The following is a 16178-nucleotide window of genomic DNA, read 5'->3' as shown; positions in this document are numbered from 1 at the left end:
GGTCCAATTGGTTACGCGCGCGGTTCACGAGCAAACCTGGCCCTCTGCGACCGGTTCCGGCCGGCAGGGCCGGTTGCGCCGGAACAACCGCCGTGGCCGCCGGTTAGCGCCCCGCGGGCACAGCGAATATGGCGACGATCGGTCGGGGAGGGACCTGCCATGTTCCCGAACCAAGAGGACATGAGGCAAATGGGACTGTTCACCAAGGACATCAAGACGATGAACGATTTGTTCGTTCATCAGCTGCAGGACATCTATTACGCCGAGAACCAGCTCGTCAAAGCGCTGCCAAAGATGGCGGACAAGGCGACGGATCGGAAGCTCAAGCAGGGTTTTCTGACCCATCTCGATGAGACGAAGACGCATGTGACGCGTCTCGAGCAGGTGTTCAAGATGCACGGCATCGCGGCCAAGGCGGTCGACTGTCCGGCGATCGACGGCATCATCGAGGAGGCCGAGGAGGTCGCGGGCGAGGTCACCGACAAGGCCGTGCTGGACGCAGCGCTGATCAACGCCGCCCAGGCGGCCGAGCACTACGAGATCACGCGCTACGGCAGCCTGATCGCCTGGGCCAAGCAGCTTGGCCGCAGCGACTGCGCCGCCGTGCTGCAGAAGACGCTCGACGAGGAGAAGGCGACCGACATGAAGCTGACCAAGCTCGCCGAGAGCGGCGTCAACCTGCGCGCCGCAAGCTGATCGCGTCACCAGTCGATGAGACAAAACGCCGCGCGGACATCCCGCGCGGCGTCGTCGCATCCGGATGCCGCGCGTCAGCTCTTACGCAACGCGAAATTGGCGCCGCAGAACGCCATCAGGGCACCGAGGCAGAGCGCGGCGAGGCCGGCCAGCACACCCGAGGCCGACGGCACCGGGCTCGGGCCGGAGATCGCCTGGCCGATGCCGGCCAGCATCAGTACGCCGACCACGACCAGGAAGTTGCGCATCCGCTGCGGGATCTCGCCCGACACCGCGCTGTGCATGATGTTGGCGATGAAATAGCCCGAGGAGAAGCCGACCGTGGCGATCAGCCACCAGGCGATCGCCGATCCCGCCGGCATGAAAGCGCCGCTCTCGGTCTGCCACAGGCCGCCGAGATCGAGCCCGTAGCGGGCGCCGAGCATGTGCACGGCCAGCGCCAGCAGCACGCCGGCGGCCATCGCTCCGGCCAGGATCAGGTGGCGCGGAAAATAGATCGTTTCGCTCATGCTCCGTTTGTAGGATAAGGCGCGCGCCACGCGCAACAGGACCGATCCATTTCCCAGGACATCACCACAGAAGGCCATGACGCGATCCGCTACGCCTACAAGGCGTCGTTGATCGGCGCCGCGCAGCAGTTCGAGCTCACGGGGCAGGGCCTGTCGTGGCGGTTCGCCGGCCGGACCGGCCTGTGGCCGTACGCCGACATCGCCGCGATCCGGCTGTCCTACCGGCCGGTGTCGATGCAGGCGAAGCGTTTTCGTGCCGACATCACCCATCGCGATGGCCGCAGGCTGAGCATCATCTCGACTTCCTGGCAGACGGCGGCGCTGATGGCGCCGCAGAGCGAGGCCTATCGTGCTTTCATCCTCGGCCTGCATGCGCGGCTCGCCTCGAGCGGCAGCAACGCGCGGCTCACGGCCGGCCTCGGCCGCTTCACATATGGCGCCGCGCTCGCCGCGATCGCGCTGTTCGCGGTGGCGATGACGGGGCTTCTGGTGCGTGCGCTCGTCATCGCCGAATGGTCGGGAGCGTTGTTCCTGATCGGCTTCGCCGCGCTGTTCGCCTGGTATGTCGGCGGCTTCATCACCCGCAACAGGCCGCGCAGCTACACGTTCACGGATATTCCCGGCTCGCTGCTGCCGTGATCACGCGGCGTCATCGCCGGTCATCGAATGTGAGCGCGCGACAGCGCCGCGTCATGCCAGGATGAGCCGACGTTGGGAGAAGAACGATGCAGGATCGCGCGCTGCGCAGACCGGATGACGCCGAGATCGCCGTGGTCAACGCGCGGCATTTCGCCGATACGCCGCTGCGGCCGGCCGATCTCCTGTTCGTGTTCGGGACCCGCGTCGACGAGGAGCTGCGTGCCGAGACGGCGGTGAAGCTGTGGCAGCAGGGCTACTTCCGCCACGCCATCGTCAGCGGCGGGATCACGCCGGGCGCTGATCTTTCGGAGTGTACGCTGATCAAGGCCGCCATGGTGAGGCGCGGCATTCCGGCCGAGCGCATCCTCGAAGAGCACCACGCCACGAATACCGGCGAGAACGTCGCGCTCGCGCTGCCGGTGATCGACGCCGCGCTCGGCCTCGCCAATGTCGGCAGCGTGATCTGCCTCGGCAACAGCTGGACCGCGCGGCGCTACGCGATGACCCTGCAGCGGCACTGGCCCGAAGTCGAGAAGATGCTGCTGACGGTCGATAGCTTCGGCGTACCGCGGCAGTCGTGGCACACCCATCCGGAGTTCCGCCGCCGCGTGCTGAGCGAATGGGACAAGATCGAACCTTATAAGGCGAAGGGCTTCATCGCGGAGTGGCCGTGATCGACTCGGCGCGTGCTCGCACTTCGATGACAACAGCGTCCATCGGGTCTCATGGCAGACTTTGATGGTCATCCAGATGGGGCATCTGGCCCCTGCTACGGAGTTTCCATGAACCAAGGTGCAGGCCGTATTGTCGCCCACTACGAGCACCATGCGCTGTCGTGGGACGCCGACCGTCGCGCGGCTGCCTGGACTGACAAGCCTCCCATCGAACGCTTCCTTGCGTGTCTCCGACCGGGCGCGGCCGTGCTCGATCTGGGCTGCGGGGGCGGTGCGCCCGTCGCAGCGCACATTTCCGGACAGGGGTTTTCCGTCACCGGCGTGGACAGCTCGCCGACGATGATCGCACTTTGCCGAACGAGGATGCCGGATCAGGAATGGATCGTCGCCGACATGCGGTCGTTGACCTTAGGTAGGCGGTTTGACGGGGTGCTGGCGTGGGACAGCTTCTTCCATCTCGGACACGACGACCAGCGGCGAATGTTTCCAGTCCTCGCGGCCTGCACGGCTTCGGGCGGCATTCTGATGTTCAACGCAGGCCCCGCACATGGTGAAGCCATCGGGTGCTATCGCGGCGATCCGCTCTATCATGCGTCTCTCGATCCATCCGAGTACGCGGCGCTGCTTCGCGACAATGGTTTCGAATTGATCGCACATTCGGTTGGCGAGCCAGCGAACGGCGAGCGTAGCTTCTGGCTTGCTCGCGCGGCTGAAGCTGGTCCGACCGTCTGACTCACGGCTCGGTCAAAGCGGTCCGACATGCGAAGATCCGGTGATCTGCCGCCTCACGGCCTCACTACCAGCACCGAGCACTTGGCATAGCGCACCACGTGCCCCGCGTTGCTGCCGAGGAAGTAGGTGCGCATCGCCGGGCGGTGCGAGGTCATCACGATCAGGTCGGCGTTGACCTTGGCCGCCTCCTCGAGGATCTCGTGATAGATGCCGCCCTGGCGTACCGTGTAGCTGATGCGCTCGGCCGGGATGCCGGATTCGCGCGCCACGATCGACAGCGCTTCCTCGGCGGTCTCGCGCTGCTGCGCATCGAAATCGGCTGGGACGTATTCGGCGAGCATCACCGGCGTCATCGGCATCACGTTGAGCAGATGCACCGTGCCGCTCCAGGTCTGCGCCAGCGTGGCCGCGGTGGCGATGGCCGGCTTGGCGAGGTCGGTGTCGGCCAGATCGATCGGCACCAGAATCGAGTTGAACATCGAAGGTCCTCCTCTCTCTCCGCCGGCATTACGCGCCGGCCCCGACCTGCCTGTCAATCGACCGAGCCGTGCTTGAGCAGTTTCGGCGTGATGAACCTCAGCAGGTTGCCGCGGGCGAAGCTCACATCGCCCCAATCGTCGGTGTCGAAATCGAGCACCGCGAGTCCCGCGGTCGGCATGTTGCGCATCAGCTCGTGGCGGGCCTCGGAATCGCCCTCGCCGGTCAGAGCCAGCGCCAGCTCGTGCATGCCGGGATTGTGCCCGACGAGCAGGAGCTGCTTCGGATCGTGCGCTGCCGCAAGGCGGATGTGATACAGGATCTGCATCGGCTCGGCGCCGTAGAGCTCGGGAACGGACTCGACCTGCGGGGCCGGGACACGGTCCTTCATCGCCGCAAGCGCGAGGTCCCAGGTCTGCTGCGCCCGAACCGCGGTCGAGACCAGCACCAGCTCCGGCACTGGCGGGTGGCTGGCGATGAAATCGCCGATCATGGCGGCATCCTGGTGCCCGCGCTCGTCGAGACGGCGGTCCTGGTCGCGGCCGGTCGGCGCGTCAGTCTCGGTCTTGGCGTGGCGCAGCAGCATCAATCGGCGCATGGAATTCCGTCTCGAATCGTTCAGGCTGGGTCAGCCTCTACCACGTCTCTTTATCGCCATTAAAAGCGTCATGACGTCCGCCGCAGGGTTCGCTAAGAAAACGCCATGAGCGAGACTTCCACAAGCATGAACGATGACGCCGATGCCGCAGGTGCACACGGCCGCACCAGGTTGAATTTCGACCTCGATGTCGACGTCTGTGTGGTCGGGGCGGGATTGGCCGGCTTGACGGTGGCGTTGTGCGCGGCCCGGCAGGGGGCGAGCGTCGCGGTGCTGGAAGGTCGCCAAGTCGGATGGAACGCATCCGGTCACATGATCGGCACGGTCATGCCCGGGTTCGACCTGCCGCTGCCGGACCTGATCGAGCGCGTCGGGCTCGCGCATGCGCGGGCGCTGTGGGCGTTGTCCTGGTCCGGCGCCGAGTTCATCCGCGCCCAGGCCACCGAGGCGGCGATGCCGGGCATCGGGCTCAGCGAAGGCGCGCTCGAAGTCTCCAATGTCGATGCCGGCGACGCCTTGATCCGCCGCCTGCAGATGCTGCACGAGGATTTCGACACCGAGGTTGAGGGCTGGCAGGTCGAGCGCGTCAGGACCAAGCTCAAGACCGACCGCTACTTCCATGGCGTCCATTACCCCCGGGCGTTCCAGCTCGATGGCCGGAAGTATGTTCATGCCCTGGCGCGGCTTGCGCACAGGGCCGGGGCGCGGATCTTCGAGGATACGCCGGTGGTCAGCATCGATGCGTCAGGCGTGCGCAAGCGCATCGTGACGCCGTCGGCGCGGATGCGGGCCTCGCATATCGTGCTGGCCGGCAACATCCATCTCGGCGCGCCGCTGCAGAAGCTGTCCGATACGCTGCTGCCGGTGTGGCGTTATGGCGGCGTCACCGCGCCGCTCGGCGAGCGGCTCGCCGAGGCGGTCGCTTTCCAGGGATCGGTCAGCGATACCGACGGCATCGATCATTTTCGTATCGTCGACGGTGACCGGCTGATGTGGGCGAGCCCGGAAACGACCTGGGACGCCCGGCCCAGCGGATTTGCCGCGGCGTTGCAGCGCCGGATCCGGACGGTGTTCCCGCAGCTCGGCCGCGTCGAGATCGCCGAGACCTTCGGCGGCGTGACCGGCCAGACCGTGCATGGCATGCCGCAGATCGGCCAGCTTCGCAAAGGGCTGTGGGTCGCGAGCGGCTTCGGCCGGCAGGGGCTCAACACCTCGGCGATGGCCGGGCAGCTGATCGCGCAAGCGATCCTCGCCGGCGACGACCGCTGGAAGCTGTTCTCGCCGTTCGAGCTGGTTTGGGCCGGCGGCGTCAGCGGCCGGGTCGCCGGCCACGTGGTCAATCTCTGGATCCGTGGCCGCGCCGCCGCGGCCGGGACGCTGGCGCGGCACCGCGAGCGCGTGCGCGTGCAGGAGCGTGTGCGCGAGATCAGGGCGGCCGAAGCGCGGCGCCGGGCAGCCGAGCGTCCCGGCTCGCGGCTGCCGTTGCGGCCGCAGCCATCCGATCTGAACCGCCGTCCCGACGCCGGGGAGGGCTGACCCCTCGCAAGAAAGTGAGCCGTCGCGCCCGCGCCTGACGTAACTTCGCGGGATCCCATCCGTAGATCCGGTAACCCATCGCCGCACGGAGACGTCCATGATCGACCGCCGTCTGATGTTCACCACCGCCGCCGGCCTGTTCGGCTTCGCTGCCCTGCGCTGGCTCGGCGGTTCCGCGCCGGCCCGCGCCGCCGAGAAGTTCGAGATCGAGAAGACCGAGGCCGAGTGGCGCGCGCAATTGACGCCGCAGCAATACGAGATCCTGCGCGAGGAGGGCACCGAGCGGCCCTGGACCAGCCCGCTGCTGAAGGAGCATCGCAAGGGCACCTTCGCCTGCGCCGGCTGCGACCTGCCGCTGTTCTCCTCCGACACCAAGTTCGACAGCGGCACCGGCTGGCCGAGCTTCTTCAAGCCGCTCGACAATGCCGTGGCGACGCGCCAGGACAAGACCTACGGCATGGTCCGCACCGAGGTGCATTGCCGCCGCTGCGGCGGCCATCTCGGCCACGTGTTCGACGACGGCCCCAAGCCGACCGGCCTGCGCTACTGCATGGACGGGCTGTCGCTCGCGTTCCACCCGGCAAATCCGTCGTCGACCTGACAGGAATTTGCGCCCGGATTGTCCGGCCCGTCCGTTCAAGGCTCAGATGGGGGTCTTCAGGACGCGCCGGCAGCCGCGACGAGCGGTCGAGCCGGAGCGCGATTTGGCGCGTCCGGCCCGGCAAGAACTGCCGGCTCGGCAATTGTTCACCAGTTTTGACGCCGCTCTTTTTACGTTGCTATTTTCCAACCTGCTGATTTAACAGCATTTTCACATCTGGCACAGCGATTGCGACAGCTCTCCACGAAACGCGGTGCGGGCCGACCCGCCACCGGCATCACAGTGGAGAGATTGGTATGGGTATCTTCGACGCGATGAACACTTCGGTGAGCGGTCTGTCCGCTCAATCATTCGCGCTGCAGAACATTTCCGGTAACATCGCGAACGCGTCGACCGTCGGCTACAAGGGCATCGGCACCAGCTTCGAAGACCTCATCCCGAACGCCACCAACCCCACGCGCCAGAATGCCGGCGGCGTCACCGCCTTCGCCAAGGCCACCATCACCACCCAGGGCACCGTCTCGACGTCCTCCGTCGCCACCAACATGGCGATCAACGGCGACGGCTTCTTCAACGTGCAGAAGGCCTCCTCGGTCGTCGACAACGTGCCGGTCTTCACCGGCGTCACCAACTACACCCGCCGCGGCGACTTCCAGCTCAACGCCAACGGCAACCTGATCAACGGCGCCGGCTATTACCTGATGGGCGTCGCGGTCGATCCGAAGACCGGCAACGCCACCGGCAACGTGCCGACCGTGCTGCAGTTCGCCAACAACTTCGTGCCGGCGCAGGCGACCACCGCGATCCAGTACGCCGCCAACCTGCCGACGCAGCCGAAGACCGCAGCGAGCGGCAATGCTGCGACCGGCACGCTGGTCGCGGCCGGCGGCCTCAACTCGGCCGATCTCTCCAACGTGCCGCTGCCGGTCGGCACCAACTTCTATGCCGACTCCACCGTGACCGGCGCCACCGCCATGAACAAGGTCCCGGCGCAGATCACGACCTCGACATTGTTGAGCGGAGCCAGCGGCGACTCGATCTCGAGCAACTTCACCGCCGGCGACACCATCACCCTGACCGGCAGCGCCGGCGACGTCGTCACCTTCACCTTCGTCGCCTCCGGCGCCTCGGGTACCCAGATCAATGTCGGCGACTCCGTCGGCACGCTGTTGGCGAAGATCGCGACCGTCACCGGCGTGCAGCCGACCATCACCGCCGGCAAGATCACGCTGCATTCCGGCAGCGGCGAGGACTGGAACTTGAGCAGTGCCTCCCCAGGTTTCACCGCGCTCGGCCTCACGTCACCCGTGGCGCTGACGCGCACGTCGAGTCCCGGCACCGGCATCGTGATCGGCAACGATCTCACCAACTTCAACAACGAGACGATCTCGGGCGGCGCGGTCACGGCCTACAACTCGTCGGGCACGCCGGTGAACGTGCAGCTGCGCTGGGGCAAGGTCGACAGCTCGACGCTCGGCACGGGCCACAAGGACACCTGGAACCTGTTCTACCAGACCGACTCGAACGCGACCGGCTCGACGGTGGCGTGGCAGAACGTCGGCACCAATTTCGTGTTCGCCTCCGACGGCTCGCTGGTGTCGCCGACGACCTCCAACATCTCCATTCCCAACGTCGTGGTCGACGGCACCACGCTCGGCACCGTCAGCCTCAACATCTCCTCGGGCGCGCTGACACAATATGCGAGCACGATCGGCTCGGCGACCATCAACCAGATCAATCAGAACGGCTTCGCCGCCGGCCAGCTGCAGTCGGTCGCCGTCAACAACAGCGGCGTCGTCACCGGCACCTTCTCCAACGGCCAGACCATCAACCTGGCGCAGGTCACGCTGTCGCACTTCAACGGCACCAACTACCTGAAGGCGCTCGACGGCGGCGCCTATGAGGCGACCGACCAGTCCGGCCAGGCCATCATCGGCGCGACCGGCAAGATCTCGGGCGGCTCGCTGGAAGGCTCCAACACCGACATCGCCGACGAGTTCACCAAGCTGATCGTGACCCAGCAGGCCTATTCGGCCAACACCAAGGTGATCACGACGGCCAATTCGATGGTGCAGGATCTTCTGAACGTGCTGCGCTGATCGCGCTGAGACGTGGCAGTTGAATTGACACAAGGCTACCGAACATGGGTTTGAGTTCTGCCCTCGCCACCGCGATGTCCGGCCTGCGTTCGACGCAGGCCGCGCTCTCGATCATCTCCTCGAACGTCGCCAACGCGAACACGCCCGGCTATGTCGCGCAGAACCCGAACCAGATCGAGGTCGCCAGCGGCGGCTTCGGCTCGACGGTGACGACGACGGGCGTCAACCGTCAGCTCGATTTGTTCGTCCAGAACCAGCTCCGCACCGAGACCTCGGGCGGGACCTATGCCAATCAGATGGCCAACATCCTGGGTCAGCTGCAAACCGTGTACGGTACGCCCGGCGGCAGCGGCACGCTCGAGACGGCGCTGAACAATTTCACGACGGCGCTGCAGTCGCTGTCGAACAATCCGAGCAACCAGTCGGCGCAGTCGGTGGCGCTGTCGGCGGCGCAGGGCGTGGCGCTGCAGCTCAACGCGACCACCAAGGGCATCCAGACCCTGCGCACCAATGTGGAGCAGGACATCGGCAATTCGGTCACGCAGGCGAATGCCGCGATCAAGCAGATCGCGACGCTGAACATGCAGCTGCAGGGGCTCAGCCCATCCGACCCGCTGTCGGCGACGTTGCAGGACCAGCGTGACAACGCCATCGACACGCTGTCCAAATACGTCGACATCCGTGTCGTCTCGGATGCGACCAACGGCACGAGCGTGTTCACCAATTCCGGCATCCAGCTGGTCGGCGCAGGCCTCAGCTCGGAGTTCACCTTCTCGTCGCCGGGGACGCTCGACGCCACCTCGCTCTACAGCAGCGATCCGACCAAGACCGGCGTCGGGCAGCTCAACATCAAGCTGTCGAATGGCGTATCGCTCGACGTCGTGTCGAACAATCTCCTGAACTCGGGGCAGATCGCGGCCGATCTCAAGCTGCGCGACCAGACCCTGGTGCAGGCGCAGACCCAGGTCGACCAGCTCGCGGCGACGATGGCCTCGGCGCTGTCCGACAAGACCACGGCGGGCACCGCGGTGACCGGTCCGCCGGCCGGCTTCGACGTCTCGACCACCGGGCTGCTGGCGGGCAATACCATCAATCTGACCTACACGGATTCGAGCAACGTCCAGCGCCAGGTCAAGATCGTCAACGTCAACGATCCAGCGGCGCTGCCGCTGCGGAATGCCACCGGTGCCAACCCGTCCTATGTCGGCGTCGACTTCTCGCTCGGCATGGCCTCGGTGGTGTCGCAGCTCAACAGCGCGCTCGGTGGCGCGCATCTGCAGTTTGCCAATCCATCCGGCACCACGCTGCGCATCACCGATGACGGCACAAGCCAGGCGACGGTCAAGGCGGCCTCGGCCACCACCACGGTGCAGACGCTCGCCAGCGGCAACGCGCAACTGCCGGTCTTCACCGACGGCGGCGCGCTCTACACCGGTGCGATCACCTCGACCGGCTCGCAGATGACGGGTCTCGCCGGGCGGCTCAACGTCAATCCGGCGCTGCTGAACGATCCGACCAAGCTGTCGACCTATTCGACCTCGCCGCAGACCGCGGCCGGCGACCCGACGCGGCCGGACTTCCTGTTCGCGCAGCTGACCTCGGCGACCTTCAGCTACTCGCCAACCACCGGCCTTGGCTCGGCGGCGCAGCCGTTCCAGGGCACGGTGTCCGGCTATCTGCAGCAGTTCGTCAGCCAGCAGGGCAGTGCCTCGACGCTGGCGACCCAGCTCAGCCAGGGCCAGAGCGTCGTGGTCAGCACGCTGAAGGAGAAGTTCCAGAGCACGGCGGGGGTCAACATGGACAGCGAGATGTCCAACCTGATCCAGGTCCAGAACACCTATGCGGCCAACGCCCATATCATGTCGGTCGTGCAAAGCATGATGCAGAGCCTGCTCCAGGCATTTTAGTGAGGCGCGTGTAAGATGTCGATCAGCAGTGTCAATTACGGAAATTCCCTGCTCGGCCTGTCCGTGCGGAACATCTCGAACCAGCTCGCGGACCTTTCCACGCAGCTCTCGAGCGGCGTCAAGGCGAACAACTACGCCGGCATGGGGCCCGACGAGGGGTTCGCGATCGCGGCGCGAGCGCAGCTCTCGAACATCTCGGCCTTCACGCTGACGATGACCCACGTCAATACCGTGATCGGCGCGGTCAATACCTCGCTGCAGTCGCTGTCCAAGATTCATGACCAGGTCCAGAGCGGCGCCTCGGCGACGCCGCAGAACCTGACCAGCACGGGCCAGACCACGGGACAGTTGACGGCGCTGTCCAACCTGTCGGCCATCACCGGCATCCTCAACACCCAGGTCGGCGATCGCTACATCTTCTCCGGCAGCGCCACCGACCGGCCGGCGATCGCGTCGGCCGACGACATCCTGAACGGCACCACGACGCAGGCCGGCCTGAAGCAGGTCATCGCCGAGCGGCAGCAGGCCGATCTCGGGCTCAACGGTCTCGGGCGTCTCAACCTTTCGGCGTCGGCCACGATGCCGATCACGCTGGCGGAGGACGTCGCCGGCTCGCCGTTCGGTTTCAAGCTGAGCGGCGTGACTTCGTCGCTCACCAACGCCACGGTGACCGGACCGTCCGGCTCGCCTGCGGGCATTTCGGTCGACCTCACGGCGGGCAATCCGAATGCGGGCGACCAGATCAGCTTCACCTTCAAGCTGCCCGACGGCACCTCGGAATCGATCAAGCTGACGGCGTCGACCACGACGCCGGCGCCGACCAATACGTTCGCCATCGGTGCGACGCCGGCGGCCACCTCCGCCAATCTCAACGCGGCGCTCAACACGGCGCTGTCGACCCTGGCCAACACCTCGCTGACCGCCGCCTCGGCAATCGTCGCCGGCGACAACTTCTTCAACACGGCGAGCTCCGTGTCGGGAACGGCCGTCAACAACAAGGCTACGACGCCCGCGCCGATCACCGGGGCGACGCTGCTGTCGGGCCCGGCAAATAGCGACTCCCTCGCGACCAATTTCACCGCCGGCGATACCATCACCGTCAACGGGCAGACGCTGACCTTCGTCGCCTCCGGCGCCAACGGCAACAACCAGATCAACGTCGGCGACAGCGTGCAGACGCTGCTGTCGAAGATCGACACGCTCAGTGGCACGTCGAAGCCGTCGACGGTCAGCGGCGGCGTGATCACCTTGCGCACCGACGACGCCGCCAGCTTCTCGGTGTCGAGCTCGAACGCGGGTGCGTTCGCGGCGCTGGGCTTCTCCGGCACAGTGACGGCGGCGACGCCGCCGTTGCGTGTCTCCGGCTCGCCGCTGGGGTCGGCGACCAGCCTCGTCAACGGGTCGGCCAACACCGTCGCCTGGTACACGGGCAACAGCGGTCCCGGCTCGGCGCGGTCGAGCGCGACCATCCGGATCGACACCGCGCAGAGCATTCAGTTCGGCGCCCAGGGCAACGAGTTCGCGATCCGCAACCTCGTGCAGCAGACCGCGGTCTACGCCGCCGTCAACACGCCGCCGGCGGGAGCGAATGCGCCGCAGCAGATCGGCGCGCTCAGCCAGCGCATCGCCGCCAACCTGACGCCGCAGCTCGGTCAGCAGTCGATCTCGGACATCCAGACCGATTTCGCCAACGCCCAGACCACGATGAAAGACGCCACGGCGCGTCAGACCCAGGCCAAGGCCGCGATGCAGAGCATGGTCGACCAGACCGAGGGCATCTCGCAGCAGGAGGTGGCGAGCCAGATCCTGCAGCTGCAGACCAACCTCCAGGCGTCCTACCAGACGACGGCGATGCTGGCCCAGCTCACGCTGGTGAAATATCTGTAGCGCCCCTGGGGCGGCGGTTAGGTTTTCGTTAACCACGTCTCTTTAGCTTTTGTTCAGATCTGGGGCGAGAGCCTCTTTGTCTGGAGGCGGACGTGAGTGACGGAACCGACGAGCGCATTCACCTGGTGATCGCGACACCATGCTTCGGCGGCCAGGTGTCGAGCATCTATGCGAGCTCGATCTTCGCCCTGCAGCGCGAGTTGCGCGCCACCTCGAACGTCGACCTGACCGTCCACATGCGCGACGGTGATGCGCTGATCACCCGGGCGAGGGCGAATCTGGTCACCCTGTTCCTCAATGATCCCTCGGCCACGCATCTGTTGTTCGTCGATGCGGATATCGGCTTCACGCCAAGGCAGGTGTTCCGGCTGATCGAGTCCGGCGGCGACATGGTCGCCGGTGTCTATCCGGTCAAGAAGGTCAACTGGAACAAGGCGCGCCGCGCCATCAACGACAACCGGATGGACGTGCCGGCGGCGTCGCTCGATTACGTGCTGGAGATCGACAATCCGGATCACGTCGCGGTGGTCAACGGCTTCACCCGCGTGCGCTATGCCGGCACCGGCTTCCTGATGATCCGCCGCCGCGTCGTCGAGGCAATGATCGCGCACCCGGCCTACGCGCCGCTGCAGTTCTTCCGCGAGCATTCGCAGGACGCGCTGGCCGGCTGCCCGAACCGCTTCGCGCTGTTCGAATGCATGATCGATCCTGAAACGGGCACCTATCTCAGCGAGGATTTTGCGTTTTGCAGGCGATGGACCGATCTCGGCGGTGAGATCTGGGCCGATCTCGACAGCCGGCTCGATCATGTTGGTCCGTCCGTGTTCCACGGCAATGTCGCCTCGCAATTCGCGTCGGCGGTGGCGGTTCCCACCGCTGCCGCGGCCGACGCAGCCTGATGATCCGCGCGATGACCCCGGCGGCAACCCGGTCGCACATCTCTCAGCCATCCCCGATCGACCGGCGCGAGCAGGGCGCCGCGACCGGACTGCGTGATCTGTTTGCCTTGCTCGGCGATCTCCTGATCGACGGCGGCGACATCCGCCTGGCGCTCGATCGCCCCTGGGGCCGCAACGTCTATGGCTGCGGGCCGTCGCCCGAACCCGATGTGCTGTGCTTCGCATCGAGCACGGCCTCGCCGATTTCGGAACGCGCCTATGCGCGTGTCGAGCTGGCGCGCGAGCAACTGATGCATGGGGCGATCTCGCTCGGCCTCGACGCGGCGCTCGACCGGCGCACCGAGGAGATGCGCTGCGAATTGCGTGGATATCTCGGCCTTGCCGACGAGGTCGACATCGTGTTCTCGCCGTCCGGCACCGACTCGCAACTGCATGCGCTGGCACTGGTGCGGGCGGTGCTGGGTGAGGCTGTCACGAGCATCGTCGTCGGCGGCGACCAGACCGGCAGCGGCACCGCCACGAGCGCCCGGGGACACCATTTCAGCACGCGGACGGCCAACGGCCTGACGGTGCGAATGAACACTCCGATCGACGGGCTTTCGGGCGACGCCGTGTCGCTGCCGCTGCTCGACGGCGCATCGATGCAGCCGCGCGCTGATATCGACGCCGAGGTGCTCGACAGCGTCGAGGCGCTGGTGCGGAACGGCCGTAGCGTCTTGCTGCAGGTCATGGATTCCTCCAAGCTCGGCTGGCGCGCGCCGGACATGGCCTGCCTGGACGAGGTGGCGCGGCGCTGGCCGGGGCGCGTCCAGGTCGTCGTCGATGCCTGCCAGATGCGGCTCGGCGCGGCGCGGCTGCGCGATCATCTCGAGCGCGGCCATCTGGTGCTCGTCACGGGCTCGAAGTTCTTCGGCGGCCCCGCCTTCAGCGGCGCGCTGCTGGTGCCCGCGGCCGCAGCGGCTGCGCTGCGCGGCGGGCATCCGATCGCGCCCGGCCTGTTCGACTACGTCAATCGCAGCGATTGGCCGCTCGCCTGGACGGATCTGCGCGCGCGCACGGCGCCGCGCGCCAATATCGGCCAATGGCTGCGCTGGGAAGCCGCGCTGGCGGAGATCGCGGCGTATCACGCCGTGCCCGAGACGTTTCGCCGGATGGCGATCCGGCAGCTCGGCGAGTCGATCGAAAGCCTGCTGATGCTGTCGCCGGTGCTGTGTCCGATCACCACCCGCGCCCCCGCGCAGGATGGGAGCGATGGCGAATTCGGCTTTCCCACCATCTTCCCGTTCGCGCTCCAGCGCGATGGCGGACCGCTCGGCCTCGGTGAGACGCAGGCGGTGTATCGCGCGCTGCAGCGCGACCTCGGCAGCCGCTTCACTGGACGCGCGGCCGAGGTTGCCGCGCGCCAGTGCCTGATCGGCCAGCCGGTGCGGATCGAACGCGCGCGCGAGGCGCCGACGGCCGCGCTGCGGCTGTGCATCGGCGCGCGCCAGGTGACGGACGCGTGGTGCGCTGACGTCACCGCCGCCCGGGTCAATCTCGATTCCGACATCGACCGCGTCGCCGACATCGTCGCCAAAACAGAGCTGCTCGTATCGGATCTGAGCAGCCAGGATCTCAGGGACATCTGCAATGCCGACTGATTTGCTCGCGCTGGCCGAGGCCAGCGGCGCAGGATATGCCGACCGGATCGGCATGGCCAAGCTCGCCAAGGCCGCCTTCGACGGCCAGGACCTGAAACCGATGTGGGCCGCCTTGCTCGCCAAGCTGCTCGACGGCCGCGCGCAGCCGGGCGAGGGGCTCGATCTCGCGCTGATCGCGCAGCTCATCGGCGAGAAATCGTCCGGGCTCGCGATCCAGTACGACGTTCTGCAGTCGCAGCAGCTCTACCGCGTTGCCAGCAACAGTGCGACGCCGCGGCTGCGCGTGCTCGCGCTCGCTGCGGCCACCGACATGGGCAGCAACACGCCGATCGAGTTCCTGCTCGAGGACAGCGACATCGAGCTGCTGCTGCTCTATGTCGTTCCGGGCGCGGACCTGCTGGCGCCTTTGCCCGCTCATGACGTCGCCATCGTCATCGCCTCCGATTCCGAGGATTGTCAGCACGCGCTGCGCGAGATCGATGCCGTCGCGGCGCGCTGGCCGCGTCCGCTGCTGAATCCGCCGGAGCGGATCTGGCATCTCGATCGCGACAAGCTGCATGCGCTGCTGGCCGGCATCGACGGGCTCACCATTCCGGCGACCATCCCCGTCGACCGCGAGCGTCTGATCGAGATCGCCGACGAGCGCGAATGGATCACGGACGTCGACCACTCGCTCGCCTTCCCGGTCATTGTCCGGCCGCGCGGCTCGCATGCCGGCGTCGGCCTCGAGAAGATCGATGAGCCGCTCGAGCTGTCGCTCTATCTCGACGAGCGCGACGAGCAGGAATTCTTCGTCTCGCGCTTCGTCGACTATGCCAGCGAGGACGGCCAGTTCCGCAAGTACCGCATCGTGTTCGTCGACGGCACGGCCTACGCCTGCCACATGGCGATCGCGCGGCGCTGGGACATCTGGTACCTCAACGCCAACATGGCCGGCAGCGAGAGCAAGCGCCTCGAAGAGGCGACCTTCATGCAGACCTTCGATATCGGCTTCGGCCGCCGTCACCGCAGCGTGCTCGATGCGATCGCCGCGCGCGTCGGCCTCGATTATTTCATCATCGACTGCGCCGAGACCAGGGACGGCGCGCTGCTGGTGTTCGAGGCCGACAACACGGCCGTCGTCCACAACATGGATTCGCCGGAGGTCTTCCCCTACAAGCCGCCGCAGATGCAGAAGATCTTCGCGGCCTTCGCGGCCATGATCGACAAGCGCGCCGCGTCGCGGGCGGAGCAGGCGGCGTGACCGCCGGGCTGCGCATCGATCCTGCATCGCGGACGGCGGAG

General features: G+C 66.6%; 15 protein-coding genes. 12 read left to right on the top strand and 3 right to left on the bottom strand.

Annotated elements, in window-relative coordinates:
- Positions 1-189 precede the first annotated feature (189 nt).
- Positions 190-696 (top strand): ferritin-like domain-containing protein, encoded by a 507-nt coding sequence (locus tag QX070_RS20385; protein WP_315738813.1) that lies wholly within the window; start codon positions 190-192, stop codon positions 694-696.
- 74 nt (positions 697-770) lie between these two features.
- On the opposite strand, the gene QX070_RS20380 is transcribed toward QX070_RS20385, so the two are convergent.
- Complete coding sequence (locus QX070_RS20380; protein ID WP_315738812.1) at positions 771-1205, bottom strand: hypothetical protein; 435 nt, start codon at positions 1203-1205, stop codon at positions 771-773.
- Positions 1206-1313: 108 nt separating this feature from the next.
- On the opposite strand from QX070_RS20380, the gene QX070_RS20375 reads away from it, so the two are divergent.
- The 3 genes from QX070_RS20375 to QX070_RS20365 all read left to right on the top strand — a co-directional run bounded on the left by QX070_RS20375 (position 1314) and on the right by QX070_RS20365 (position 3250).
- Positions 1314-1844, top strand: coding sequence for a hypothetical protein (locus QX070_RS20375; RefSeq protein ID WP_315738811.1), 531 nt, complete (start codon positions 1314-1316; stop codon positions 1842-1844).
- Between the two features lie 86 nt (positions 1845-1930).
- A complete protein-coding gene (locus QX070_RS20370) occupies positions 1931-2518 on the top strand; it encodes a YdcF family protein (RefSeq protein ID WP_315738810.1) in 588 nt (195 codons plus the stop codon).
- Between the two features lie 108 nt (positions 2519-2626).
- Entirely contained in the window at positions 2627-3250 is a 624-nt protein-coding gene (locus QX070_RS20365) for a class I SAM-dependent methyltransferase (protein ID WP_315738808.1), read from the top strand.
- Positions 3251-3303: 53 nt separating this feature from the next.
- Here QX070_RS20365 and QX070_RS20360 read toward each other — a convergent pair whose 3' ends face one another.
- Positions 3304-3729 (bottom strand): universal stress protein, encoded by a 426-nt coding sequence (locus QX070_RS20360; RefSeq protein ID WP_315712676.1) that lies wholly within the window; start codon positions 3727-3729, stop codon positions 3304-3306.
- Positions 3730-3782: 53 nt separating this feature from the next.
- Positions 3783-4325 carry a histidine phosphatase family protein gene (locus tag QX070_RS20355; RefSeq protein ID WP_315738806.1) on the bottom strand — a complete coding sequence of 181 codons (543 nt, stop codon included), beginning with the start codon at positions 4323-4325 and terminating at the stop codon, positions 3783-3785.
- Between the two features lie 105 nt (positions 4326-4430).
- On the opposite strand from QX070_RS20355, the gene QX070_RS20350 reads away from it, so the two are divergent.
- From QX070_RS20350 to QX070_RS20315, 8 genes are all read left to right on the top strand, one after another.
- Entirely contained in the window at positions 4431-5861 is a 1431-nt protein-coding gene (locus QX070_RS20350; protein ID WP_315738805.1) for an FAD-binding oxidoreductase, read from the top strand.
- A 97-nt stretch (positions 5862-5958) separates the two neighbouring features.
- Positions 5959-6462: a peptide-methionine (R)-S-oxide reductase MsrB gene (gene msrB / locus QX070_RS20345; protein ID WP_315738804.1), complete on the top strand. Its 504-nt coding sequence runs from the start codon at positions 5959-5961 to the stop codon at positions 6460-6462.
- A gap of 296 nt (positions 6463-6758) precedes the next feature.
- Positions 6759-8561, top strand: a complete 1803-nt coding sequence (locus tag QX070_RS20340) for a flagellar hook-basal body complex protein (RefSeq protein WP_315738803.1) — start codon at positions 6759-6761, stop codon at positions 8559-8561.
- 44 nt (positions 8562-8605) lie between these two features.
- A complete protein-coding gene (gene flgK / locus QX070_RS20335; RefSeq protein WP_315738802.1) occupies positions 8606-10468 on the top strand; it encodes a flagellar hook-associated protein FlgK in 1863 nt (620 codons plus the stop codon).
- Between the two features lie 15 nt (positions 10469-10483).
- Positions 10484-12355 carry a flagellar protein gene (locus QX070_RS20330; protein WP_315738800.1) on the top strand — a complete coding sequence of 624 codons (1872 nt, stop codon included), beginning with the start codon at positions 10484-10486 and terminating at the stop codon, positions 12353-12355.
- Between the two features lie 92 nt (positions 12356-12447).
- Positions 12448-13254: a hypothetical protein gene (locus QX070_RS20325; RefSeq protein ID WP_315738799.1), complete on the top strand. Its 807-nt coding sequence runs from the start codon at positions 12448-12450 to the stop codon at positions 13252-13254.
- Between the two features lie 11 nt (positions 13255-13265).
- Complete coding sequence (locus tag QX070_RS20320; protein WP_315738798.1) at positions 13266-14894, top strand: hypothetical protein; 1629 nt, start codon at positions 13266-13268, stop codon at positions 14892-14894.
- A gap of 52 nt (positions 14895-14946) precedes the next feature.
- Positions 14947-16137 carry a hypothetical protein gene (locus QX070_RS20315; protein WP_315739127.1) on the top strand — a complete coding sequence of 397 codons (1191 nt, stop codon included), beginning with the start codon at positions 14947-14949 and terminating at the stop codon, positions 16135-16137.
- Positions 16138-16178 lie beyond the last annotated feature (41 nt).

This window comes from Bradyrhizobium sp. SZCCHNR1093, from assembly GCF_032381175.1.
Taxonomy (GTDB): domain Bacteria; phylum Pseudomonadota; class Alphaproteobacteria; order Rhizobiales; family Xanthobacteraceae; genus Bradyrhizobium.
Note: the sequence above shows the minus strand (reverse complement) of the source record. Positions and strands in the feature narration are given on the sequence as shown.